This window comes from Mycobacterium sp. 852013-51886_SCH5428379 (assembly GCF_001665575.1).
Lineage (GTDB): Bacteria > Actinomycetota > Actinomycetes > Mycobacteriales > Mycobacteriaceae > Mycobacterium.
The window spans coordinates 92,618-116,669 of the sequence record NZ_LZSU01000022.1 but is presented as its reverse complement, the minus strand read 5'-3'; the positions used below and the strand labels follow the sequence as shown (position 1 = coordinate 116,669).

22 protein-coding genes and 1 tRNA gene are annotated in these 24,052 nt (G+C 69.0%); 12 read left to right on the top strand and 11 right to left on the bottom strand.

What is annotated here, in order from left to right; all coding sequences use genetic code 11:
* Nucleotides 1-32 precede the first annotated feature (32 nt).
* Nucleotides 33-485 (bottom strand): MaoC family dehydratase, encoded by a 453-nt coding sequence (locus tag A5757_RS11070; RefSeq protein ID WP_066833172.1) that lies wholly within the window; start codon nucleotides 483-485, stop codon nucleotides 33-35.
* Nucleotides 486-1,503: 1,018 nt separating this feature from the next.
* Here A5757_RS11070 and A5757_RS11065 point away from each other — a divergent pair.
* From A5757_RS11065 to A5757_RS11055, 3 genes are all read left to right on the top strand, one after another.
* The gene (locus A5757_RS11065; protein ID WP_066833171.1) at nucleotides 1,504-2,253 is read left to right on the top strand and encodes a hypothetical protein; all 750 of its coding nucleotides are present in this window, start codon (nucleotides 1,504-1,506) and stop codon (nucleotides 2,251-2,253) included.
* A complete protein-coding gene (locus A5757_RS11060; protein ID WP_066833170.1) occupies nucleotides 2,253-4,388 on the top strand; it encodes an Rv1355c family protein in 2,136 nt (711 codons plus the stop codon). The genes A5757_RS11065 and A5757_RS11060 overlap by 1 nt, the downstream gene beginning before the upstream one ends.
* 68 nt (nucleotides 4,389-4,456) lie before the next feature.
* The gene (locus A5757_RS11055; protein WP_066833290.1) at nucleotides 4,457-6,193 is read left to right on the top strand and encodes a bifunctional diguanylate cyclase/phosphodiesterase; all 1,737 of its coding nucleotides are present in this window, start codon (nucleotides 4,457-4,459) and stop codon (nucleotides 6,191-6,193) included.
* On the opposite strand, the gene A5757_RS11050 is transcribed toward A5757_RS11055, so the two are convergent.
* The gene (locus tag A5757_RS11050; protein ID WP_066833169.1) at nucleotides 6,140-7,018 is read right to left on the bottom strand and encodes a hypothetical protein; all 879 of its coding nucleotides are present in this window, start codon (nucleotides 7,016-7,018) and stop codon (nucleotides 6,140-6,142) included. The genes A5757_RS11055 and A5757_RS11050 overlap by 54 nt on opposite strands.
* A 151-nt stretch (nucleotides 7,019-7,169) precedes the next feature.
* Between A5757_RS11050 and A5757_RS11045 the strand changes: the two genes are divergently transcribed.
* From A5757_RS11045 to A5757_RS11030, 4 genes are all read left to right on the top strand, one after another.
* Nucleotides 7,170-7,841, top strand: coding sequence for a TetR/AcrR family transcriptional regulator (locus tag A5757_RS11045; RefSeq protein ID WP_066833168.1), 672 nt, complete (start codon nucleotides 7,170-7,172; stop codon nucleotides 7,839-7,841).
* A complete protein-coding gene (locus A5757_RS11040) occupies nucleotides 7,838-8,485 on the top strand; it encodes a ScbR family autoregulator-binding transcription factor (protein ID WP_066833167.1) in 648 nt (215 codons plus the stop codon). The genes A5757_RS11045 and A5757_RS11040 overlap by 4 nt, the downstream gene beginning before the upstream one ends.
* Before the next feature lie 107 nt (nucleotides 8,486-8,592).
* The gene (locus tag A5757_RS11035; protein WP_066833166.1) at nucleotides 8,593-9,825 is read left to right on the top strand and encodes an acyl-CoA dehydrogenase family protein; all 1,233 of its coding nucleotides are present in this window, start codon (nucleotides 8,593-8,595) and stop codon (nucleotides 9,823-9,825) included.
* A complete protein-coding gene (locus A5757_RS11030; RefSeq protein ID WP_066833165.1) occupies nucleotides 9,826-10,968 on the top strand; it encodes an acyl-CoA dehydrogenase family protein in 1,143 nt (380 codons plus the stop codon). It abuts the gene before it with no gap.
* A gap of 18 nt (nucleotides 10,969-10,986) precedes the next feature.
* Here A5757_RS11030 and A5757_RS11025 read toward each other — a convergent pair whose 3' ends face one another.
* From A5757_RS11025 to A5757_RS11015, 3 genes are read right to left on the bottom strand one after another with little or no spacing between them, the layout of a single operon-like run.
* Nucleotides 10,987-11,628: a nucleoside/nucleotide kinase family protein gene (locus A5757_RS11025; protein ID WP_066833287.1), complete on the bottom strand. Its 642-nt coding sequence runs from the start codon at nucleotides 11,626-11,628 to the stop codon at nucleotides 10,987-10,989.
* 23 nt (nucleotides 11,629-11,651) lie between these two features.
* Nucleotides 11,652-12,158, bottom strand: coding sequence for an SRPBCC family protein (locus A5757_RS11020; protein ID WP_066833164.1), 507 nt, complete (start codon nucleotides 12,156-12,158; stop codon nucleotides 11,652-11,654).
* Nucleotides 12,155-12,886, bottom strand: coding sequence for a DUF899 family protein (locus tag A5757_RS11015; RefSeq protein ID WP_066833163.1), 732 nt, complete (start codon nucleotides 12,884-12,886; stop codon nucleotides 12,155-12,157). The genes A5757_RS11020 and A5757_RS11015 overlap by 4 nt, the downstream gene beginning before the upstream one ends.
* A 182-nt stretch (nucleotides 12,887-13,068) precedes the next feature.
* On the opposite strand from A5757_RS11015, the gene A5757_RS11010 reads away from it, so the two are divergent.
* Nucleotides 13,069-14,124 carry a hypothetical protein gene (locus A5757_RS11010; protein ID WP_066833162.1) on the top strand — a complete coding sequence of 352 codons (1,056 nt, stop codon included), beginning with the start codon at nucleotides 13,069-13,071 and terminating at the stop codon, nucleotides 14,122-14,124.
* Nucleotide 14,125: 1 nt separating this feature from the next.
* Here A5757_RS11010 and A5757_RS11005 read toward each other — a convergent pair whose 3' ends face one another.
* From A5757_RS11005 to A5757_RS23955, 3 genes are all read right to left on the bottom strand, one after another.
* Nucleotides 14,126-14,848, bottom strand: a complete 723-nt coding sequence (locus A5757_RS11005; protein ID WP_197497314.1) for an LpqN/LpqT family lipoprotein — start codon at nucleotides 14,846-14,848, stop codon at nucleotides 14,126-14,128.
* A gap of 93 nt (nucleotides 14,849-14,941) precedes the next feature.
* The gene (locus tag A5757_RS11000; RefSeq protein ID WP_066833161.1) at nucleotides 14,942-15,892 is read right to left on the bottom strand and encodes a GlxA family transcriptional regulator; all 951 of its coding nucleotides are present in this window, start codon (nucleotides 15,890-15,892) and stop codon (nucleotides 14,942-14,944) included.
* A 317-nt stretch (nucleotides 15,893-16,209) separates the two neighbouring features.
* A complete protein-coding gene (locus A5757_RS23955) occupies nucleotides 16,210-17,568 on the bottom strand; it encodes a PGRS repeat-containing protein (protein WP_066833160.1) in 1,359 nt (452 codons plus the stop codon).
* A 789-nt stretch (nucleotides 17,569-18,357) separates the two neighbouring features.
* Here A5757_RS23955 and A5757_RS10990 point away from each other — a divergent pair.
* Nucleotides 18,358-19,161: a GGDEF domain-containing protein gene (locus A5757_RS10990; protein ID WP_231983949.1), complete on the top strand. Its 804-nt coding sequence runs from the start codon at nucleotides 18,358-18,360 to the stop codon at nucleotides 19,159-19,161.
* Between the two features lie 20 nt (nucleotides 19,162-19,181).
* Here the strand turns inward: A5757_RS10990 and A5757_RS10985 are convergent.
* From A5757_RS10985 to pgm, 3 genes are all read right to left on the bottom strand, one after another.
* Nucleotides 19,182-19,254, bottom strand: a tRNA-Ala gene (locus A5757_RS10985).
* A 54-nt stretch (nucleotides 19,255-19,308) separates the two neighbouring features.
* A complete protein-coding gene (locus A5757_RS10980) occupies nucleotides 19,309-20,571 on the bottom strand; it encodes an MFS transporter (protein WP_066833159.1) in 1,263 nt (420 codons plus the stop codon).
* Nucleotides 20,568-22,202 (bottom strand): phosphoglucomutase (alpha-D-glucose-1,6-bisphosphate-dependent), encoded by a 1,635-nt coding sequence (gene pgm / locus A5757_RS10975; protein WP_066833158.1) that lies wholly within the window; start codon nucleotides 22,200-22,202, stop codon nucleotides 20,568-20,570. The genes A5757_RS10980 and pgm overlap by 4 nt, the downstream gene beginning before the upstream one ends.
* A gap of 72 nt (nucleotides 22,203-22,274) precedes the next feature.
* On the opposite strand from pgm, the gene crcB (A5757_RS10970) reads away from it, so the two are divergent.
* Genes crcB (A5757_RS10970) through A5757_RS10960 form a run of 3 tightly spaced genes read left to right on the top strand, consistent with a single transcriptional unit; the run spans nucleotide 22,275 to nucleotide 24,051 of the window.
* A complete protein-coding gene (gene crcB / locus A5757_RS10970) occupies nucleotides 22,275-22,667 on the top strand; it encodes a fluoride efflux transporter CrcB (RefSeq protein WP_066833157.1) in 393 nt (130 codons plus the stop codon).
* On the top strand, nucleotides 22,664-23,032 hold the full coding sequence (crcB, locus tag A5757_RS10965; protein WP_066833156.1) for a fluoride efflux transporter CrcB: 369 nt from the start codon (nucleotides 22,664-22,666) through the stop codon (nucleotides 23,030-23,032). Before crcB (A5757_RS10970) ends, crcB (A5757_RS10965) begins: the two co-directional genes overlap by 4 nt.
* Complete coding sequence (locus A5757_RS10960; RefSeq protein WP_066833155.1) at nucleotides 23,029-24,051, top strand: DUF190 domain-containing protein; 1,023 nt, start codon at nucleotides 23,029-23,031, stop codon at nucleotides 24,049-24,051. Before crcB (A5757_RS10965) ends, A5757_RS10960 begins: the two co-directional genes overlap by 4 nt.
* Nucleotide 24,052 lies beyond the last annotated feature (1 nt).

Here is a 24,052-nt window from a genome sequence, read left to right as displayed (position 1 = left end):
GACGGATCAGGCAGACAGATCAGGCAGACAGATCAGGCTAGGAAACGGACGATCGACTCCGCGACGGCGGCGGGCTTCTCGGAACCCTCGATCTCGACGGTGATCGTGGTGGTCGCCTGCACCGCGTTGTCGAGCTGATCGACCTTGCTGATCTCGCCCCTGGCCCGCAGCCGCGCCCCGACCTTGACCGGGGTGATGAAACGAACCTTGTTGTAGCCGTAGTTGATCGCCATCGCGATGTTCTTCACGGTGTAGAGCTGATGGCTGAAGTGCGGCAGCAGTGACAGCGTGAGCAGACCGTGGGCGATGGTCCCGCCGAACGGTCCGTTCGCCGCCTTCTCCGGATCGACGTGAATCCACTGGTGGTCATCGGTGGCGTCCGCGAACAGGTTGACGCGATCCTGAGTGATCTCGAGCCACTCGGTGGGCCCCAGGGCGCTGCCCTCGGCCGCCACGAATTCCTCGAGTCCGTTGAAGGTCTTCACTGGCGCTTCTCCTTCGCCGGCGCCCCGCGCGCCGCCTCCGTGCGAACCATATCGGTCCGGGCCTGCGGCCGCGGCGCGCGGGTCGGCAGGGTCGCGGACAGCGCGGCCGGACTCTCGTTCGCCATGCCTTTCGGCCGCGCCATGCTGCACAGAATTCGGGCGGGACCGCAGCAGCGTTGTCTACGGCACGGAGAATTCGGGATGTATTCGCGGCTGTTTATCGATTCGAGATAACCGCCCTTCGCATCATATTCGACGGCGCGATTCCGACAGAATTCGACGATTTATTCCGCATAATTCAGGGGTATTTCTGCTTTACCGAATGATGCGGTCTCTTCCCGCGGACACCGACTCGACACAGCGGCCATGGCGGCTCAATGAGGGCTCGGCGCGATATGTCGGGCCGCGCCAAAGGCCCACTTCCGCCAATTCATCGGTTACCGGCGCGGCACGCCGTCCGGCAAATCTCGGCGCCGTCGCCACGTCGAACGCTACCCGCCGGTAGGGCCGGCGCTTGCGCCGCTCGGTAGCACGGCACCGACCACGTTCACATCAACGGTGCTCACAGGCCACATTTACGGTTATGTAAATTCGCGATGAACGCCGCCCGCGCCCTGGCCGGCAGCGCGCGCCGGCGGCGGCGGCCGTACAGCGCTCACCGGCGGGTCTGACGAACGGGACCGATGAGCCGGCCTCCCGCCCGCCCCGCGGAGAAAGTCGCCGATGTCGACTTCGTCCGCGGGTCCCGGCCGGACAATGGTGAAGTTCGCCAGGCTTATTACCTGATAGTCGGGGACCAGCCTCGACCGTCACGGATACGATAGCCGCTCTGTCGGAGGCCACCGACCGACGTCTCGCATCGACCACCTCGCGGCCGGATTACCCACTGATTTCCCGCAACACGTAATGAAATGCGCGCCCGGCGAGATACTTATTCACGGAATCCGGTTGCACCGAATCCAGAAGACGACGGTCGGCAATAGCCGCCCGGACGCCCCCCGCCCAAAGGACACGCACAATGACCATCGCACCGCTGGACCTGTCGATCGCCGACCATTTCGACACCGATATCCACCACACCTGGAGGGACGCCGCCAGCGCCTGCACCATCGTCGTCGCGACCCCGTCCACCGCCCCCGACCTGTGGGAGGAGTACGTTCGCGGTGCCGAGAACAGCTATCTCAAGCACGGCGTGGAACAGGCCCTCGACATGTCCGCACTGCGCCGCGGCGACGACACCGCGTTGTTCTGCGCGGGCATCAGCGATGCGGGCGCCGTGGTCGGCGGAGTGCGCGCGAAGGGGCCGTACGGTGCGGTCGACGAGTGCCACGCGGTGACCGAATGGAGTGGTCAGCCGGGTTTGGCGGCGGTTCGGAAAATGGTCGGCGACCGGCTACCTTTCGGCGTCGTGGAAATCAAATCTGCGTGGGTGAGCGACGATCCAGAACAAAGCCGCGCTCTGACCGACGTGCTGGCGCGCTTCCCTTTGCATTCGATGGGCCTGCTGGATTCCCAATTCGCCGTCGCGACGGCGGCCGCGTACGTCCTCAAGCGCTGGCTGTCGTCGGGCGGCGTGCTCGCGGCCAAGATCCCGGCCACGCCCTACCCGGATGCGCGCTACCAGACCAAGATGATGTGGTGGGACCGGCGCACATTCGCCGGCCACGCCAGCCCCGGCCAGCTCGCCGCCTACCTCGCCGAGGCCGAGCAGATCAACACGCAGCCCGCCGTCGCCGGCCGGATCGGCGCCGCCGCCGCGGGCTCGTGATGGGTTCTTCTCCAGCGCATCCGGTCTCGGCAGGCACCGTTCTCCTCTCCGAGGACGACCCACGCGACCGCGCGGCACTGGCCGAACTGCGGGCCGACCCGGGCATCGACGTCCTCGACACCGCGGCCCGGCAGCGCGCGACACTCGCCTCATCGAGCTCGGCAACCGACGCCGACCTCCTGGCCGAACCGACTCGCTGGGTTTATTTCCCGTGGCGCCGCACGGTGGTCAGCATCCTCGGTCCGCGCGGCTTCCGACGACTTCGGCTCGATCGCAACCGCAACCTGATCACGACGGACGAACAGGATGCGCTCGGCCGGCTGCGAATCGGTGTCGTGGGCCTCAGTGTCGGTCATGCGATCGCGTACGGCCTTGCCGCACAGGGAATGTGCGGAGAGTTGCGGCTGGCGGACTTCGACGAGCTCGAGTTGTCCAATCTCAACCGGGTGCCGGCGTCCGTCCTCGACATCGGCCTCAACAAGGCCCTGGTGACGGCGCGCCGGATCGCGGAACTCGATCCCTACCTGCCTGTGCAGGTGATGACCGACGGCATCGACGCCACCACGATCGACCGGTTCCTCGACGGACTCGACATCGTGGTGGAGGAATGCGATTCCCTCGACGTGAAAGCCCTCCTGCGCGAACGGGCGCGGGCGCGCGGACTGCCGGTGCTGATGACCACCAGTGACCGGGGTCTGCTCGATGTCGAACGCTTCGACCTCGACCCGGCCCGCCCGATCCTGCACGGTCTGCTCGGCGACATCGACGCAGCCGCCCTGGCCGGTCTGTCGAGTAAGGACAAGGTCCCCTACGTGCTGCGCATCCTCGACGCCGGCGCACTGTCGCCGCGGATGGCCGCCTCCCTCGTGGAAGTGGGTACGACGCTGTCGACGTGGCCGCAGCTGGCCGGTGAGGTCGGGCTCGGGGCGACCGCCGTCGCCGAGGCGGTACGGCGCATCGGACTCGGCGAGCCGCTCCCGTCCGGCCGCGCGCGCATCGACGCACCGGCGATCCTGACCGGCATCGAGGATGCGCTCCTGACCGCCGACCGGTCCACCGCCGTCGACGAACCCGCGGACACCGCAATACCGGACGCGATTGCGGACGCCGTCGCCCACGCCGCGACGCGCGCGCCCTCGGGCGGCAACGTCCAGCCCTGGCACATCGAGGCGACCACCGATGGGCTGGAGCTGCAGATCGCGCCGGAGCACACCTCGGCGATGGATGTGGGGTACCGCGCGAGTGCGGTGGCCCTCGGCGCGGCGGTGTACAACGCGCGCGTCGCAGCGGCCGCGCATTCTCGCGTCGGGCCGGTCAGCTACGAACGGGGCGACGACGACGTGCCGCTGCGCGCGGTGGTGCGCCTGGGCGCCGGGGAGGACACCAGCCTGGCCGCGCGGTACGAGGCCATGCTGCGTCGCGAGACGAACCGCAGGCACGGTTCGAGCCGGCCGCTGCCGGACACCGCGGTGCACGCGCTGCAGACGTCGGCGCTGGAGGAGGGCGCGCGGCTGGTGCTGCTGACCGACCCGGCTGAGGTTTCCCGAGCGGCACGGATCTTGGCGGAGGCCGATCGCATCCGGTATCTCACGCCGCGATTGCACGCAGAGATGATCTCCGAGCTGCGCTGGCCCGGTGACGTCCCGCCGGACACCGGCATCGACGTGCGCAGCCTCGAGCTCCCGGCGTCGGATCTGGTGAAGCTCGACATCCTGCGCCGCCCCGAGGTGATGGCGGAGCTGACCCGCTGGGACGGCGGTTGGGCCCTTGGCGACGACAGCTACGACCGCATCACCTCCAGCGCCGCGCTGGCCGTCGTGGTGATCGACGGCCGGGAGCTGGCCGACTTCGCCCAGGGCGGTTCGGCGGTCGAAGCGGTGTGGGTGATGGCCGAGGAGCTCGGAATCGGTGTGCAGCCGGTGTCCCCGGTGTTCCTCTACGCTCTGGACGAGCGCGAGAACGCCGCGCTCGCTCCGCGGTTCGCCGACCGACTCGCCGAGTTGCGCCGGAGTTTCCGTACGCTGACCGATACCGGTCCGGACGAATCGCAGGCCCTGGTGCTCAGACTGTCCTACGCCCCACGGCCGACGACGAAGAGTCGGCGGCGCCGGGAGCGTAGCGCCCTGAGACCGTGAGAACGGCAGGAAGAGGACAGGTGCCCCCCGATATCGAGCTCGTCGTCACTGCGGTCGCGACCCGGCTGATGGGCACGGACGCGGCGACGTCGGCGGCGGTCAGCCGACGTGTGCTCGGCGATCTGGTGAACCACTTCGGCGTCGACGGCGGCCTTCTCGGTCACGACGACGGGAGTGGTCGCGTCGCGGTGCCGGTGGCCGGGTGGCCGGGTGGCCTTCCGGACACCGGCGCCGAGCTGCCGGGCGCCGACCGGGTGCTCACCGACTTCGCCACCTTCGTCGGGCCGACCGTCGTCGGGGTGCCGCAATCCGAGGGCAGGTCCGCGACCTGGTTGGTGGTGCCGCTGCGCAGCGGCGACGTCACCACCGGCGTGCTGGCGTTCACCGGCGAGCGCGACTGGTCGCCGGACGAACTGAACGCGCTGCGGGCGATCGCCTCGCTGTTCGCCCAGGTCCAGGCCCGTGTCATCGCCGAGCACCGGCTGCGCCACCTCGCCGAGCGCGACGACCTGACCGGGCTGCGGAACCGGCGTGCGCTGCTGGCCCATCTCGACGAGCGGCTCGCCGCTGGTCAGCCCGGACCGGTGGCGCTGCTGTTCTTCGACCTCGACCGGCTCAAGGCGATCAACGACTATCTGGGCCACACCGCGGGCGACTGGTTCATCCACATCCTGGCCGAGCGCCTGCGCGACGCCGGTCGCGACCACTTCATCGCGCGGCTCGGCGGTGACGAGTTCGTGGTGGTGCCCCACGCCGCCATGACCGTCGACGCCGCCGAGGAGGTGGCCTACCGGCTCCGCCGGGTGCTGGCCGAGCCGGTGTCCGTCGACGGTGAACTGCTCACCCGGACAGTGAGTATCGGCGTGGCTGTCGCGCAGCCGGGTGAGGACACTCCCTCGGATCTGCTGAGCCGTGCCGATCAGGCGGTGCTGGCCGCGAAGACCGCGAGCGGCAACCAGCTCGCGGTGTTCTCGGAGTCGATGTCTCAGGCGGGCGAACTGCGCAACGACATCGAGCTGCACCTGGCGGACGTGATCGAGCGCGGAGCGCTGGTGCTGCACTATCTGCCCGAGTTCGACATGCGCACCGGTGAGATCCTCGCCGCGGAGGCGCTGGTTCGTCTGCAGCATCCCACCCGTGGGCTGCTGTATCCGGATTCGTTCATCGGCGTCGCGGAATCGATCAACCTCGCGGGCGAGCTGGGCCGGTGGGTGCTGCGCAACGCCTGCGCGGAGTTCGCGCAGTGGCGCGCCAAGGGACTGGCGCACGACATCATGTTGCGGGTCAACGTCTCCCCCGTGCAGCTTGTCACCGAAGGCTTCGCGCAGTCGGTGACCGCGGTGCTGAGCGAGTTCGGCCTCGAACGCGATTCGGTGTGTCTGGAGATCACCGAGAGCGTCGTCGTCAAGGACATCGAGACCACCCGGGGCACGCTCGCCGGGATCAAGGACGCCGGTGTGAACGTGGCCATCGACGACTTCGGAACCGGTTACAGCGTCCTCTCGCTGCTCAAGACCCTGCCGGTCGACACCCTCAAGATCGACAAGAGTTTCGTCTCCGAGCTCGGCGCCAACACGCGCGACCTGGCCATCGTGCGCGCGATCATCGCGCTGGCGAATGCCTTCGATCTGGAGGTGGTGGCCGAAGGTGTGGAGAACGAGGCGGCCGCGCTGGCGCTGCTGCGGCACGGCTGCCACCGCGCCCAGGGGTTTCTCTTCTCGCGGCCGATCGTCGGCAGCGAGCTGGAGAAGCTACTCGCCGAAGGGCGGATACCGGTCGACTTTTCGTCCGCGCCGACTCTGTGAGCGGTTGCGACGGCTGTCCCGCAGCGTCGTCGTCACCCGCGGGCCGTCCTGGCACGGGCCGTTGCTGACCGGGGCCGGCGTCGCGGCCATGAGCACCTCGACCCGGGCGAACCGGCTGCCGGTCTGACTCACCAGACCGATCTGGACGTCCTCCGCGTCGGCCACGACGGCGGTGTCCCCCGCCGGGACCGCGGGCGCGAGGGTCACCCCGTGGCGGGCGCCGAGCGCGTACGGACCGTCCGGGGTGTTGAGCATCGCACCGATGACGACGCCGTCCTCGAAGACGAGCCGGTCCAGGGTGGTGTCGGTGTGGATGTTGATCCCGCGCGCGTCCGCCTCGTCGCAGAGCCACCCGATCAGGGAGGGCGCGTCTTCGCCGGACGCGAGCGACATCGTGCCCACAATCTTGACCTGCACCGGTTTGTCCTCGAGGGTGCGCATTCCCGTCGTCCCCCAGTCGGTGACGCGGGTGTGCAGCAACCCGTACGGAGAGGACAGGCATTGGGCGGCCCAGGCGTTGAGCCGGCTACCGAAGAAGGTCGCCACCTTGCGGCCGCGGCTCTCGTCCCGCGGGGCCTCCTGCACCACCCGCATCGGTACCTCGGCCACGGACGGCGGCTCGACCGGACCGAGGTCCGCGGTCAGCGCGGCGAAGTAGTCGAGCGTCTCGGCATCGGTGACGTCACTGCCGAGCCAGGTACCGCCGGGTGCGGAGGACGTCGCGACGAACACCTCGACGTCGGCGTCGACAGCCACCACGGCGCTCGCCAAAGTCCCTGCGACTCCGCCGAGACAGATGACGTCCACTTCGTCATCCCACGTCAACGGTGGGCACCTCGCACCAGACCGGGAGTCATCACCGGTGGCACTTTACATACTGTTCGGATGCGGAGCACTTTCGTGAATGGCTTAGGGTATGTGCGCTCGCATACACCCTGCGGGCCCGCCGTACCGATGCAGACTGCGAGGGCCGTACGTGACCGGACAGGTCGATCGACGGTCTGATACCACCCGCGGGCTGATCATCCGTTCCGCCGCAGCGCATTTCGCCGAGAAGTCCTACGGTATGGTCAATCTCGACGACATCCTCGCCGACGCTGCGGTGACCAAGGGCGCGTTGTACTTTCACTTTCGGTCCAAGCACGATCTGGCCACCGCGATCGTCCAACGCTGGGCGGAGGTGAGCTTGACCACGGTGGCGCAGGTGGTCGAGCGCAGGCAGTCGGCGATGGAGACCCTGGTCGACGTCACGTTTGACATCGCACTCGACGACGTCGCCGATCCGCTCGCGCGCGCCGGGTTCAACCTGCTCGAATCGCTCGGCCGCAACACGGAGATCGGCCGGCGCACCGTCGACACCTGGTCCGAGCCGGTGATAGCACTGGCGCGCCGCGCACAGGCCGACGGCGACATTCCCGCCGACCGTGACCCCTCCACCACCGCCCGGCTGCTGGTCGCTTTCTACCTGGGAGTTCGGGCGACCACCGACGTCGACGATCCCCATCGTTACCTGACTGACCTCGAAGAGGCGTGGGCACTGGCGCTGCCGGGGCTGGTCGCCCCCGAGCGGCTCCGCTACCTCACCACCCTCATGCGGCGCCGTGCGGCGCGGGCGATCGCCAAAGCCGGGAAGGCGTCGCCGGCGTGACCCGGCAGGCCCGCGCGGAACTCACCCGCCGCCGCATCATCGCGGCGGCGGTCGAGCTGTTCGCCGAGCGGGGTTATCCGGCAACAGCGCTCGGAGACATCGTGGAGCGCGCCGGGATGACCAAGGGCGCGCTGTACTACCACTTCGACTGCAAAGAGGCGCTGGCGGCAGCGATCGTCGCCGAGGGCGGCACCCGGCTGGCGCAGATCTTCGACACCATCAGGGCGTCGAATCCCCCTGCGCTGGAAGGCATCATCCACGGCACATGCCTGGTCGTAGACCAGCTGCGTACCGACGACCTCGCCCGGGTCGGCACCGCGCTGCTGAGGATGTTCGCCGGGTTCAGCGAGCCGGCGACGGCGATCTACACCGCATGGCTGCACTCCATCGCCACCGATCTGGCGCGCGCCCGCGACGAGGGCGATGTGCGCGCCGATGTTGACGTCCAAGCCGTCGCCCACACTCTGGTGAGCGCCATCATCGGCAGCGGTGCGCTCTCAGACGCGACCACCGACGGCGCCGATCTCCACGCGCGCGTCACCTCCGTGTTCGCGCTGCTTCTGCCTGCCGTCGTCACCGAGGACGCGCAGCACTACTTCTCCGAGTTCGTCGCTCGCGAAGCCCACCGCACCGTCCCACGCTGACGTCCTCCGCCGATGTAAGTGAACGTCCATTTCGCGAACCACCGTCGTTGACCTGACTAACTACGTTTACTCTGTCGGTACCACCACGACGACCGGGGATGAACGCTATGGAATTGGGCTGGTCCGATCGCGACGCGGCGTTCCGCGATGAGGTGCGCGAGTTCCTCGCCGAGAAGTTGACCCCGGAGCTGCAGCGGGCCGGCCGCTTGATGACGAGCGTGTACGCCGACCACGACGCCAGCATGGAGTGGCAGCGCATCCTGCACGAACGCGGCTGGGCCGCCCCCGCCTGGCCCGTCGAGTACGGCGGCTGCGACTGGACGCTGACCCAGCACTACATCTTCGGTCGCGAGTCGACGCTTGCCGGAGCTCCGTCGCTGTCGCCCATGGGGATTCGCATGGTGGCGCACGCGATCATCAAGTTCGGCACCCCGGAGCAGAAGGACTACTTCCTGCCACGCATCCTGACCGGTGAGGTCTTCTTCTGCCAGGGCTACTCCGAACCGGAGGCCGGTTCGGATCTGGCGGCCCTGACGATGGCCGCCGTCGACGACGGCGAACACCTGGTGTGTACCGGAAGCAAGATCTGGACCACCCATGCCGCAGAGGCGAATTGGATGTTCGCCCTGGTTCGGACGTCGAAGATGGAGAAGAAGCAGCAGGGCATCACGTTCCTGCTGGTCGAGATGACCAGCCCCGGCATCGAGGTGCGCCCGCTGGTGATGACGTCGGGCGAGGAGGTGCAGAACCAGGTCTTCTTCGACGAGGTGCGGGTACCGAAGAGCAACGTCATCGGCACGATCGACGACGGGTGGACGGTGGCGAAGTACCTGCTCGAATTCGAGCGCGGCGGCGGCTCGTCCGCGCCGGCGCTGCAGGTGCTGGCCGAGGAGATCGCCTCCGTCGCCGCCGACCAGCCCGGCCCGTCCGGTGGCCGGTTGATCGACGACGCGGCCTTCGCCCACCGACTCGCCGACGCCCGCATCCGCACCGACGTGCTGGAGATCCTCGAGTACCGCGTCCTGGCCGCGGTCGCCGCCGGCAAGAATCCCGGTTCGGCCTCCTCGATGCTCAAGGTGGTCGGCACCGAGCTGAGTCAGGAGCTGACCGAATTGGCTCTGGCCGCGGCAGGTCCGCGGGGGCGCGTCTACCAACCGCATGCCACCTGCCCGGGCGGCCCGATCGCGGAGTACGAGCCGCCGACCGACGGCTACGTCAGTGGGGAACCGTGGCAGGCGGTCGCCCCCCTGCGCTATTTCAACGACCGCGCCGGCTCGATCTACGCCGGTAGCAACGAGATTCAACGCAACATTCTGGCCAAAGCGGCATTGGGGCTGTAAATGGACTTCTCATTCACCGAGGAACAGGAACTGCTGCGGGGCGGCCTGACGAAATTCCTCGCCACCCGTTACAACCTCGAAAAAAGCCGTGCCGCAGCGAAGTCCGGCGCCGGCTGGCAACCCGATATCTGGCGCGGATTCGCCGAGGAACTCGGGATCCTCGGCGCAGCGCTGCCCGAGGACGCCGGCGGTATCGGCGGCGGCTCGGTCGAGACGATGATCATCGCCGAAGCGCTGGGCCACGCGCTGGTTGTCGAACCCTTCGTCGACACCGTGGTCGTGGCCGGCGGCCTGTTGCACCGCGCCGGGGGTGAGCGGGCGACGGCGGTTCTCGACGCGATCGTCGACGGCTCAGCCATCGTGGCGCTGGCGGCCGCGGAGGCGAGCTCAGGCGACCGCTGGTGCGACGTGTCGACCACCGCCGAGAAAGACGGGGACGAGTGGGTGCTGCGCGGCGAGAAGGTCGTCGTCGCCAGCGCGCCGCTGGCCACCCATCTGCTGGTGACCGCCCGCACCTCGGGCGACCGCGACGCCGCCGAGGGCATCTCGCTGTTCCTCGTGGACCTGTCGACGAACGCCGCCGGCATGGTGAGCCACGGCTACCGCACGATCGACGACCGCCGCGCGGCGGACATCACGTTCGACGGCCTGCGACTGCCCGGCGACGCGTTGCTCGGCGCACCGGGACAGGCCTGGGCGTCGCTCGGGCAGGCCCGTGAGGAGGGCGCCACCGCCGTCTGCGCGGAGGCCGTCGGCGCGATGCGCAAGGTCCTCGCCGACACCGTGGAGTACTGCAAGCAGCGCCAGCAGTTCGGGGTGCCGATCGGCAGTTTTCAGGCGTTGCAGCACCGCCTCGTCGACATGCACATGGAGGTCGAACAGTCGGTCGCGGCGACCTACCTCGCGGTGCTGCACGCCGGGGCCGATCCGGACACCCGCAGCAGGGCGGTGTCAGCGGCGAAGGCGACGATCGGGCGGGCTGCGCGGTTCGTCGGCCAGAACGCGGTGCAGCTGCACGGCGGTATGGGGATGACCGAGGAGCTGGCGATCGGCCACTACTTCAAGCGCCTCACCGCGCTGCAGTACGAGTTCGGCTCCACCGACCACCACGTCAGCAGATACGCGGCGCTCACCAAGCCCTGACGACCCTGATCACTGGACTCATGGCGCCTCGACGACGTCGAACACGCGATCGCACCGATTCCGGGTCGCGGCGATCCGGTCGGCGTTCGCGCCGTCCACCTCGTCAGCCCAGCGCCGCGCGTCAGCCTCGCTGCGACCGCCCGCCACATGGCGCGAAATCAGCCTGGAGCGCCGGAGTTCCGGGTCGGCGTCGAGGTAGTAGAACCGGTCCAGGCGGTCGCGGACGTCCTCCCACAGCGCCAGGTAGTTGCCCTCGGTGACCACGATCTGCGCCTGTGACGGCACCACCAGGGCGGCCGCCACCGGTTCGCCGACCGCCCGGTCGAAGTCGGGGACGTAGACGTCGCGCGCGCCGTACCCGGCCGCCACGCGCACGAGTATGGCGGCATATCCGTCGACATCGAACGTGTCGGGCGCCCCGCGGCGGTCGCGCCGTCCGAGTCGCTCCAATTGCGTTGTGGCCAGATGAAACCCGTCCATCGGAAGATAGCTCGCTGAAGCGCCCAGCGCGTCGACCAGACGACGGGCCACGGTGGACTTGCCGACTCCGGGCGGACCGGTGATACCCACGATCACCCGTGCTGCGTCTCGGAGGTGAGCGTGGAGGTCGTCGACCATCGCGGCCAGTGCCTCATCGGCCGTCACCACGCCGGGGGTCATGGCCAGCACCCTACCCAGGGGCGTCACCCAGGTGGCTGAGACTTCGTTGTCCCCTCCCCGGTGACCGCACGGTCGAGCGTCGCCAGTGATTCGGCGAGGTATTCCTCGGGGAACGGCGGCAGTCCACCGATTTCAGCGCGCAGGGCGTCGGGGGTGGCGCTCCAGTCGTAGGTCAACGTCACCTCGGTGCCGTCGGCGGCCGGCGCGAGGTCGTAGCGCCAACTCCACCCGGCCGCGTCGTGGGCGCCGGACTCGTCGAGTTGGCCGGGCAACCACTCGATGGTGCGCTCGGGTTCGAACACCTTCACGAGATTGTGCATGACGTAGTGGCCACCGATCTGCTCGAGATACATGTTCATCCCGAAGATCTGGCCGACCTGAGTGATCTGCCGGCCCTCGAGGGCGGTGCGCACCCAGTCACCTGGTTCGGTGTCCTGGTGGCGACCCGGGTCGGCGAGGACGGCGAAGACGTCGGCCGTAGGTGCGGCGATCCGCCGCGTCACGACGTAGCGCTCGGATCCGGCGTTCACCGATCACCCTCCGCGGCCGATCCTGCGGGGCCGTACATCGCGGCGATGTCCGGGGAGTCGAGCCATCCGGCGTACGTGGGTCCCGCGGGCCAGCCCGGCGGTGAGTCGAACCGGTCCTCCTGACGTCCCCACGGCAGGAGGTCGATGAGCGGGAACGTGTGGCTCAGCTGTTCGGTGCCGCGCCCGTTGGTGTGCCAGGTGCGGTACACGGTGTCGCCGTCCCGGAAGAACACGTTGACGGCGAAACCGCCGCCGGGCGGTGCGTCGACGTCGGCGGCGAAGGGGCTGTCCGCCGAGGAGTACCACGGCATCCGGTTGCCCACCTTCTCCCGGTAAGCCAGAACCTCGTCGATGGCACCGGTGGTGACGACGACGAAGCGGGCGTCGTAGTTGGCCAGGAATTCCAGCCGGGTGTACTGACTGGTGAATCCGGTGCACCCGCCGCACTGCCACTCCGCGCCGGGTGACCACATGTGGTGGTAGGTGATGAGCTGGGTGCGGCCGGCGAAGACGTCGGCCAGGCGCACGGGTCCCTCGGCCCCCATGAGTGTGTACTCGGGCAGTTCCACCATCGGCAGCCGGCGGCGCTGCGCAGCGATCGCGTCGAGCTCGCGGGTGGCGGCCTTCTCCCGCCGACGCAGATCGTCCAGTGCGGCCCGCCACGTCGCGTGGTCGGCCACCGGCGGCTTACCGCTCGTCTCGGCTGCGGTCTCGGGCAATACGGCCATGTCGTGTCCTCCTGTTCTGCTGTTCTCGAGTATCGACCCTTCGGGCGCGCAGAACTCATCGCGGCGTCAACGGAGCGCACCATCGGCGGAAGCTTTCGGCTACTGTCCGCGATGGTCCAGGATCCGAACCAGTGCAGGAGCCGCAAAAACACATGGCGTACAGAGCGTTTCACCGACCCCTGATGGCCGGCGTGGCGTTGGCGGGCGCAAGCGCCATCACCTTCGCCGCGGTCCCCGCGTTGCCCGGAGAGCGGGTCGTCGCGACTCCGGCCGCCGTCGTGGAACAGACGCACAACGTTGCGCTGACGGGTTTCGCCGAGGTCCTGACCAGTGTGGTGACCGCCATCCAGGAAAGTGGAAACGCTCTGGTGAACACGTCGCCGGCGCTGTACTGGCAGGTGCACGAGCAGTGGCCGGACCCGGAACTGCTGCCGTGGAACTACGCGCTGTTCACCGACATCTTTCTGGCGCCCATCGCGCCGTTGATCGTCGGTCCGGTCAACGATGCGGTCGCCGCTGCGTTTGCCGAGGTCTTCCCGGGGCAGTCGGACTTCATCCTGCGCGTGCCCGAGCTCATCGAGTACGCCGTGGTCAGGGCGATCGGACCGATCCTGAGCGCGATCGGGGGCGCCGGTGCCGCACACGAGCAGATCTACGAGTCGATGACGACCTACGAGATCGCCCCGTTCATCGAGGCGATCATCGCAGCCCCCGGACACGTCATCGACGGCTTCCTCAACGGCGGCTACGGCGATCTGCGGCCGTTGCTGACCGGCGAGGTGGGGGGCGATCCGATCCCGGCGCCCGGCCTGCTCACCCCGTGGGGCGCCGAACCGGTCCAGCGCTACGCCGACGACAACGCGTCGCTGGTCGACTTCGGAACCGAAGAAGAGACCACCGAGGGCCGTCCGGCGACCACCGTCACTGCCCCGGCGCAACGGGCGGCCGAGGCGAGCCTGGTGGCCGAGACGAGCGAGCAGACAGCGGACGACCCGACTGAAGCCCGGACGGGTCTGCGCGAAAACCTGCGGGAACTGCGAACTTCGGTGCGCGAGGGGGTCACCCGGTCCACCGGTGTGTCGTCGACCGATGACGGCGGCGGCGCCGTTGCCGATCGCGGTACGGCGAACATCGGGCGCTCGACGAAGGCGTCGAAGACGGGCGACGAATCCGGCTCGGGCGCGGCGGCCTCCAAGAGTGGCGTCGAGCGCAAGTCCTCGACCGACGACGCGGCCTGAGCTACTGGGCCGGCGCGGAGTCGGCGGGTAGGACCTCGAAGCCGTCGAGCATCTTGGCCGCGTCGCGTTGGTACACGGGGTTGTCCGGTTCGGTGGTCTGCACCGTGACGGAGATGAGCGTCGACCGGTCTCCGTCGCGGGTGGCGACGTACAGCGTCGTGAGTGACCTCTGCGCGGCGGCGGGGCCGGTGTCGGCGCCGCGGTAGGTGACCGTCTCCGCCGGCAGTCCGCACACGTCGGCCGGACTGGAGGCCACGTCCGTGGCGCCGGCCAACCGCACGAGGTTCCGGCGCGCTTGCTCGTAGATGGTGCGGGCGTCGGTGGGTGGCGTCTCCTCGACCGTGACCACGATGTTCGGCGCGAACTGATTGGCCGTGAGACTGCTGTTCACCAGGACGAAGCGGACGAGTTGACTGTCGAGTTGGGTGTTGCGTTCCCATCCCGGCGGCTGCGGGATGCGCATTCTGGGCTCGGTGTTGTCGGAACGCGGGATGTCGACCCATGGTCCGTCCACGCGCGCACAGGCGATCGGATCGCCCATCATTGCGGTCGGCGCGGCGGGCTGCCCGCTGAGCAGGTCTGTCACCTCCCGCTTCTCGGCACCGCATGCCGTCAACGCGACAGTGACGGCGACGCCCGCGACACAATGGCCGGCGATGCGGAACATGGTGCGCGCGGTCGCATACGACGTGAGAGCCGTGGAACCCGTCGTGCCCGTCACCATCGTGGCGTCCCCCTGTTGCTGTTGCGACGAGCGTAGGCGACAACGGCTGCCGACAGGGAGGGGTTGGGATTCCGGCCGGTTGCCGCGCATTGTTCAGTCCTGCGACTGGAAGCGTGACCGGTACTCGGTCGGAGCGAGGCCGACTTGATCGAGGAAGTGGTAGCGCAGGGTGGCAGGGGACTCGAAGCCGACGCGACGGGTGATCGTCTCGACGGTCTCCCGCGTGGTCTCCAAGAGCTGCATGGCAAGGAAGATACGTTGCCGGGTAAGCCATCTCATCGGTGTGGTCCCGAGTTCGTCACGGAACCGCCGGGCCAGGGTACGGCGGGAGACGCCCGCCGCCTTCGCCAGCGAATCCGTGTCGTGGTGGTGGTCGAGTTCGGCGAGGATGCCGTCGAGGATCGCGGCGAAGTCGTCGGACGGGTTGGGTGCGGTGTCGTGGTCGATGAACTGTGCCTGTCCCCCGTCGCGATGCGGTGCGGCGACCAGGTGGCGCGCGACGCTGTTGGCGGCGGAGGCGCCGTGGTCCTCACGGATCAGGGTCAGACACAGGTCGAGGCCGGCGGCAGAACCCGCGCCGGTGAGAATGTTCCCGTCGCGTACGTAGAGGTGCTCCGGCGTGACGCGCGCCTTCGGGAAACGGCGTTGCAGGGTGGCGGCGTGGCGCCAATGAGTGGTGGCTTGTCGGCCGTCGAGCAGACCGGCCTCGGCGAGCGCGAAGGCGCCGCTGCAGATCGATACCATGCGGGCGCCGCGGTCCGATGCGGCGCGCAGCAGTGGCGACCAGCCGGGCAGCTCGTCGCGGGTGACGCTGGCGACGCAGGTCGTGATCACGGTGTCGGCCTCGGCGATGGCCTCGACAGATTGTTCGGGGTGGAACGTCGCTCCGCTGACGACGGTGACACCCGAGGTGTCCCCGCAGGTGATCAGCTCATAGCCGAGATCGAGCTGATCGTTCCAGCGGAAGCCGAGCGCCTCGACGACGATGCCGGTCTCGAGCATCGTCATGCCGTCGCACACCGGAACCGCCACCACATGACCCATATGGCCCGATCTTAACGAAATATGGCAATCAGGCCACTGTCGATCTCCGGATGGCGCGAATACCGTTTCCAACAGACGGCCGAACACCCTGTACCGCAGCAGAATCGGAGACTCGAATGCATCCCACCCACACCTCTCGCCGCCGGCCGCACCGACCGCTGCGGGAGTCATTGCGCGCGTTCCTTGCCGGAGTCAACGCCGGATCGGCGGTCGCTCACGGCGCAGCCCCGGCGAGAGAGTCGCGGGCCCGCAATCACTGAAGCCAGACGGAGCTGCGACGGCCAGCGCTGCTGAGCGCTGGCCGTCGATCGACCGCTCTACGGCGTACCCCCGGCGCCGGGCGAGCCACCCGCGCCTCCCTTGCCGCCGACGCCGCCGGCGCCACCCGAGAATGAGTACGAGCCAGGCGTTTCGGTGCCGGGTGACCCGTCCTCTCCTGCGGACCCGTCGGCACCGACCGAGCCGGGATTTCCGTTGCCACTGAGCCCGCCGTTGCCACCCGAGCCGCCCGTGCCACCGGCACCACCATTGCCGCCCTTGCCGATGGGACGGCCGTCGGTCCGGATGATGCCGACGATTCCACCGTCGCCACCCTGGCCGCCTTCTCCGCCGACGCCGCCGAGGCCGCCGCTGCCTCCGGGGCCGGCTATCCCAGGACCGGTCAGGAAGGGGATGAAGCCGCCGGATCCAGGCTGGCCGCCTGTGCCGCCATCACCACCGTTCCCGCCTCGGCCGCCGGTCGCACCGTTTCCGCCGATTCCGGGATCGCCGTAACCGCCTGCGACGCTGCCGGATCCGCCGCTACCGCCCCTGCCACCTCGTCCGCCTTCGGCGCCATCACCGCCGTTGCCGCCCGGCCCTCCGGCGCCACCGTTTCCACCCACCCCAAGGAAGAGACCACCGCTGCCGCCCGCACCACCGTCGTACCCTCGCTCCCCGTCACTGCCGTCAGTGCCGGGTGCGCCCTTACCGCCGTTGCCGCCGTTGCCACCGGCACCCAGGAAGTTGCTACTTCCGGATCCTCCTGCGCCTCCCCAACCTCCTCGCGCCACGGCATGGCCACCATCACCGCCGCGCCCTCCTGCAATCTGACCCGAGCCCGGGCCGCCGGCGCCGCCTCGACCGCCGTCACCGCCCTCGAGCCCGCCGGCGCCGCCGTTCCCGCCGGCCTGACCGACCTCTACTCCGTCAGCTCCGTTGCCACCGTCCTGCAGCCCGACACCATTTCCGCCTTTGGCCCCCGGAGTGCTGCCGTCAGGAGCGCTCTCGATCAGCAAAGTGAACGGGTTGTAGCCGTTGAATCCGTCGTAGCCGGGAGCACCGTCGCCGCCGTTCCCACCGTTCCCGATCAACAAGCCGCCGTGGCCGCCTTTGCCACCGTTGCCCCCGAGGCCGAGGCCGGTGGCGGTCTGGCTGTAGCCGTCGCCGCCGTTGCCGAAGAGGAGACCGGCATTCCCGCCGTCGGGCCTCAGGATGGTGCCGTCGACGCCGTTTCCGATGAAGATGTTGAGTATCGGGATCAGACCGGCGATCTCGAAGATCGGGTCGAGGAACTCAGCGCTCAGACCGCCCGGTCCGAAGAACGGCGACGCGGACGTCTGTTGCGGCACCGGCACGAACGGCGCAGCCAGCGCAGACGGCGAGGCCGCGATGGTGGCAAGTGGAGCGGCGATCACTACGCCTGCTCCGCCGATCGCTGCGGCTACGGCCCTCAATGGCTTCTGCTGGGCTCGAGTGTTGATGTTCTGTTCGGGCACGGCACCCCTCGGCTCGATATTTATTGACACCTGGGAAAATTAACATCGGAACTTGTTGCCGGGTGGGAAGAATCGAGTTTCCTTTGCCATCTCAAACGGATTGTGCCCAAGATGCAGCTCCGACCACTTGGTTAGCCGGGCCACGTTTTGCGAATTTCTTCATCGTCGACGGCGCGGTCGGAACGATTTGCGGGCGCACATTCACTGAAACGCGGCCAGTCCGGCACGGGCGCACACGTCGTCGTTGGTGGTGATCGCCCCGCTCACGCGAGGTCGACGGTCATCGCGTCATCATTCCTCGCGGCCCGGTCGAATGTGCTCCGCGACGGGCCGTCGTCGCGGAAGATGGCGGTCAGGCGAAGACCCATTACTGATCGGGGAAGCCGGGGACGGATCACCACGGGGAAGCGGTAGCCGGTTTGAGGGGCGAAGGACATTTCGGCGGAGCGGCCCGCCGTTTGTGGACACAACCCGACCACTTCGAGTGGCTCACCAGCTATCTCGGCGCGCGCGGACTGGCGACGGCCACCCGCCGGTCGGTGGCGATCGTGGCCGCCGGTCTCGCGGCCATGCCGGTCGGCCTATTGAACGCGTCTCCGCAGCCCGTCATCGTGATGAGTGCGCTCACGGTCGGCGCGGCGATCGTCGGTATCGGATTCGCCATTCTGTGGCTTTCGTGGTTGGCCGACGCGCGGTCAGTCGCTGGCGATGATCGCGTGCGGCGGGGCGGTCACCGTGGGCACGTTGTTCGCCGCAGAACCGCTGACCGCACTGATCAGCTGTAGTGGCCTGGTGGTGCTCTGCGGATACCTGGCGTTCTTCCACAGCCCACGGTCGGTCGCGGTCAGCATCGTGGTCTCGATCGCCGTCAGCGCCGTGTGCGCCCACCGTGTCTCCGAAGCGCTTCCGGGTCTGTCGGTCGCGGTCGCTGGGTTCTGGGTCGTCGTCGAAGTGACGGTCATCGTGCCGATCGCGATCGTCGCGGTGGTGCGCACACTCGGGGTGGACGTCGTGCGCTCGGATCACGATGCGCTGACCGGCGTCCTGAACCGGCGCGCGTTCTACGAGCGCGCGGCCTCAGCGCTGAGCGCACCGGCCTGCGAATACGTGGTCGTCATCATGGTCGACCTCGACCGGTTCAAGTCGTTCAACGACACCAACGGTCACGCGGCGGGAGATCAGATCCTCACCGCGGTCGGATGGGCGTTGCGCGGGGCGAACAGCGGCACGGCGATCATCGGCCGCGTCGGCGGGGATGAGTTCCTCGTCCTGGACTGCCTTACGGCGGACCGATCCCACGCCCTGCCCCAGCGGGTGTGCGCTGCCATCGCCGCGCTGCCGCACCGCGTCACGGCCAGCGTCGGTGCCGCCATCGTCCCGTTCACCGCATTCACCGATCCGGCGCGGACCGTCTCAGACCTCGTCCGGGTCGCGGATGCGGCCATGTATCAGGCGAAGCGAGACGGCGGCAATCGGGCGGTTGTGAGTGTCACAGAAACCGGGCGACTATAGCCGCGGGTGATGCAAATGGGTGGAGCTAAGGGGATTCGAACCCCTGACCCCCACACTGCCAGTGTGGTGCGCTACCAACTGCGCCATAGCCCCTTGTCGTGCTCATCGAAGTTACACCACCCGCGGGAGCGGTCCCAAATCGCCAAATCAGGGCACCTCTCCGCCGGCTTCCGGACCCAGCGGACGCGACGGCGTGTGCTCCCCCGAGGGCCGCGGCCGCGTCTCCGGCGCGAACACCCAGCCAAGCGCCGCGATACCGAGGATCACCCCGCTGACCAGGAATGCCCACCCGTACGACGTGTACTGCGCGATCAACCCGACAAGTAGCGATCCACCGATCGACCCGAAGTCGGCCATCATCTGGAACGTCGCCACCGCTGTCCCGCCGCGCGACTTGTTGCCCACCACGTCGGCGACCGCGGCCTGCTGCGGTGAGACGAAGATGCCCGTCGCGGCACCGGCGATCACCGCCGCGACCAGGAACACCGGCAGCGACGTGGTGTAACCCACCAGCGCGGTCGACACCGCGGCCAGCGTCAGCCCGAAGATCAGCAGCTTGCGCCGGCCCAGCCGGTCCGACAGGTATCCGCTGGGGATGACCACGGCGATGTTGCCCACCGCGAACGCCGTCAACGCCAGCCCCGCCGCCCCCGGACCGCGGCCCAGCACCTCGACGACGAACAGCGGCACCAGGGCGATTCGCAAACCGAACGAGGCCCAGCCCGTGGCGAAGTTGGACAACAGCGCCGCCTTGTACGCCCGGTGCCGGAACACCGTCCGGAACGGCACCGGAGCGTGCACCTCGTCGTCGGCCTGACCGACCACCGCGGAGTTGCGCAGGCTCACGAACACCACCGCCGCCGCCACCAACAACGCGGCGCCGTAGATCAGGAACGGCGCCGCCAACCCGAATCCCGCCGTCAGGCTGCCCAGGATCGGACCGCCCACCGAACCGATCATGAACCCCGACGAGAACAGCCCGGCGACTCGTCCGCGCGCATCCGACGGCGAGATGCGGATCATCAGACCCAGCGCCGACACCGTGAACATCGCCGAACCCACCCCGCCCAGGGATCGGAAAAGCAGGAGCTGCCAATAGGTTTCAGCGAACGCACAGGCCCCGGTCGACACCGCCACGATGATCAGACCGCTGGTGTAGACCCGCCGCTCCCCCAGCCGCTGCACCAGAAAGCCCGCCGGCGGCGCTCCGACCAGACGCATCACCGCGAACGCGGTGATGACGAACGTCGCCGCCGCGATGCTGACGCCGAAGTGGCGCGCATACTGCGGCAGCACCGGGGCCACCACCCCGTACCCGAGTGCCACCACGACGTTGGCGACAACGAGGACCCAGACTTCTCGCGGCAGCCGCTGCTTCGTCGGACACTCGTCGTCCGTGCGTGAACTCAAGAAATGACCTTCGACACCACGTCACGCGCCGCGTCCTGCACCTCGGCGAGATGCTCAGGGCCGCGGAACGATTCGGCATAGATCTTGTAGACATCCTCGGTGCCCGACGGGCGCGCGGCGAACCACGCGTTCTCCGTGGTCACCTTCAGCCCGCCGAGCGGGGCGTCGTTGCCCGGCGCCGCCGTCAGCTTCGCGGTGATCGGCTCACCGGCCAACTCGGTGGCAGTCACCTGCTCGGGCGACAGCTTGGAAAGCCGGGCCTTCTGCTCGCGGTCGGCGGGCGCGTCGATCCGCGCATAGGTGGGCGCACCGTACTTCTCGGCGAGCGCGTCGTAGCGCTGCGACGGCGTCGACCCCGTCACCGCGAGGATCTCCGAGGCGAGCAGCGCGAGAATGATGCCGTCCTTGTCCGTCGTCCAGACGGACCCGTCCTTGCGCAGGAACGACGCCCCGGCGCTCTCCTCGCCGCCGAAACCGATGCTGCCGGCCAGCAGCCCGTCGACGAACCATTTGAAGCCCACCGGCACCTCGACCAGCGTGCGGTCCAGACCGGCCACCACCCGGTCGATGATCGACGAGCTGACCGCCGTCTTGCCCACGGCGGTGCCGGCCGGCCAGTCGGGCCGGTGGGTGTAGAGGTAGTCGATCGCCACGGCCAGATAGTGGTTCGGGTTGAGCAACCCGCCGTCGGGGGTGACGATGCCGTGGCGGTCGGAGTCCGCGTCGTTGCCGGTGGCGATCTGATAGGACTCCCGGTTGGCGATAAGGGAGGCCATCGCGTTCGGCGAGCTGCAGTCCATCCGGATCTTGCCGTCGGTGTCGAGCGTCATGAACCGCCACGTCGCATCCACCAGCGGGTTGACCACGGTGAGGTTCAGGTTGTGGCGCTCGGCGATCGCGGCCCAGTAGTCGACACTCGCGCCGCCCAGCGGATCGGCGCCGATGCGGACGCCTTCGGCGCGGATCGCGTGGATGTCGACGACGTTGGGCAGGTCGGCGACATAAGCGTCCATGTAGTCGTAACGCTGCGCGGTCCGCCGCGCCTGCGCCAGCGGCACCCTCTTGACCTCGCGCAGGCCGCCCCGCAGGATCTCGTTCGCTCGCTTGGCGATCGCGCCGGTCGCGTCGGTGTCGGCGGGGCCGCCGTTGGGCGGGTTGTACTTGAACCCGCCGTCGCGGGGCGGGTTGTGCGACGGGGTCACCACGATGCCGTCCGCGAGGTCACCCTGACGGCCGCGGTTGAACTGCAGGATTGCGTGACTCACCGCCGGGGTCGGGGTGTAGCGATCGGCCGAATCGATCATCGCCACAACGTCGTTCGCGGCGAGCACCTCCAACGCCGAGGTCCACGCGGGTTCGGACAGCGCATGGGTGTCCCGGCCGATGAACAGCGGACCGGTGGTGTTCTGGGCGGCGCGGTACTCGACGATCGCCTGGGTGGTGGCCAGGATGTGCGCTTCGTTGAACGCGCCGTCCAGGCTGGACCCGCGATGCCCGGACGTGCCGAACACGACCTGCTGCGCTACGTCCTCGGGATCGGGGTCGACGGTGTAGTACGCCGTCACCACCTGAGCGACATCGATCAGATCTTCGGGTTGCGCCGGCTGCCCAGCGCGGGGATTGGCGGCCATGGTGGTGATTCTGCTCCTCGAGCGACGTGGGTGCTCCGACGGTCGGGTGTATTCCCGTCATACTTGGTCCTCATGCCCCGATTCGACCGGCGCGAACTCGCCGCGATCTTCGTCGGCGGCGCGCTGGGCACCCTGGCACGGACCGGGTTCGAGGAGCTGGCCGCACCGGACCCCGGACAGTGGCCGTGGCCCACGTTCACCGTGAACGTCGTCGGGGCTTTCCTGCTGGGCTACTTCACGACCCGCCTGCTCGAGCGGCTGCCGGTGTCGAGTTACCGGCGTCCGCTGCTGGGGACGGGGCTGTGCGGCGGTCTGACGACGTTCTCGACCATGCAGGTGGAGACGGTCCGGATGCTCGAACACGGCCACGTCGGGCTGGCGGTCGGCTACACCGCGGCCAGCCTGACCGCCGGCCTTGCGGCGGTCGTCGTGGCGACCGGCCTGGTACGACGGGTGCGGCGATGACGATCGCGCTGGTGTGGACCGGGGTGGCGTTGCTCGGCGGCGCCGGCGCGGTGTGCCGGTTCCTCGTCGACCGCGCAGTCAACGCGCGGCTGGGCCGACCGTGCCCGTTCGGCACCCTGGTGGTGAACATCTCCGGCGCGCTGCTGCTCGGTTTCCTCGGCGGGCTGGCGCTCCCGCCGCATGTGGCGCTGGTGGCGGGAACGGGTTTCGTCGGCTCCTACACCACGTTCTCGACCTGGATGTTCGAGACGCAGCGGCTGGCCGAGGAGCGCAGGGTGGGCCCGGCCATCGCGAACATCGCGGTCAGTGTCGTCCTCGGACTGGCGGCGGCCGGGCTGGGACTGTGGCTGGGAGGACTGGTGTGAGCACCGACCGCCTCAAACTGACGGCTTACTTCGGCGAACGCCTGCGCAGTGGCGACCGGTTCGCCGTCGACACTCTGCTCGACCTGTTCGCCACCCACCAGGTGTCCACCAGCGTGGTCTTGCGCGGTGTCGCCGGCTTCGGCCCCCGTCACCAGCTGCGCACCGACGTGTCGTTGAGCCTGTCGGAGGACCCGCCGGTCACCGTCACCGCGTTCGACACCGCCGAGAAGCTCTCCGGGCTCGCCACCGAGGTGGTCGCCTCCCTTGGCCGCGGCCTGGTCACCCTGGAGTGGGCCGGTGGGCTCGACGACACGCCGCTGGACCGGTCGGCCCAGGTGACGGTCGTGCTCAGCCGGGGTGCTCGGGTCGAGGGGCGGCCTGCGTACGTCACGGTCGGAGAACGACTGCGCGCGCACGGTTTCGCCGCCGCCACCGCCTACTGCGGCGTCGACGGCACCACCGGCGGGCACCGCAGGCGGGCCACGTTCTTCGGCCGCAACCGGGAGGTGCCGGCGATGGTGCTGGCCGTGGGACCGGCAGCGGCGGCGCGCGCGGTGGGCGCGGAGCTCGACACGCTGCCCGGCGTGGAGACGGTCTGCACGGACGCCGCACAGCTGTGCAAGGTCAACGGACAGCTGCTCGCCCGGCCCGCGCTGCCGGCCCCCCGGCAACGGTTGATCCTGCACACGGCCGCGTCCGACCTGCACCGCGGTCTGCCCGTCCACCGCGCGGCGGTCCGGGCGCTGCTGGACATCCGCCCGACCGCGGGCCTGACCGTGCTGCACGGCATCTGGGGCTTCCAGGGCGACCGGCCTGCGCACGCCGACCGGCTGTTCCAGCTGGGCCGGGGCGCGCCGGTGACGACGGTCATGGTGGACACGGCCGACCGCATCAGCGCGGCATTCGACATCATCGACGGACTCACCGGTGACGTCGGGGTCGTCAGCGTGGGCGCTGTTCCCGCGGCCGTGTCGATCGACGACGGCGAGCACCGCGGCAGCCTCGATTCAGACCTGTGAC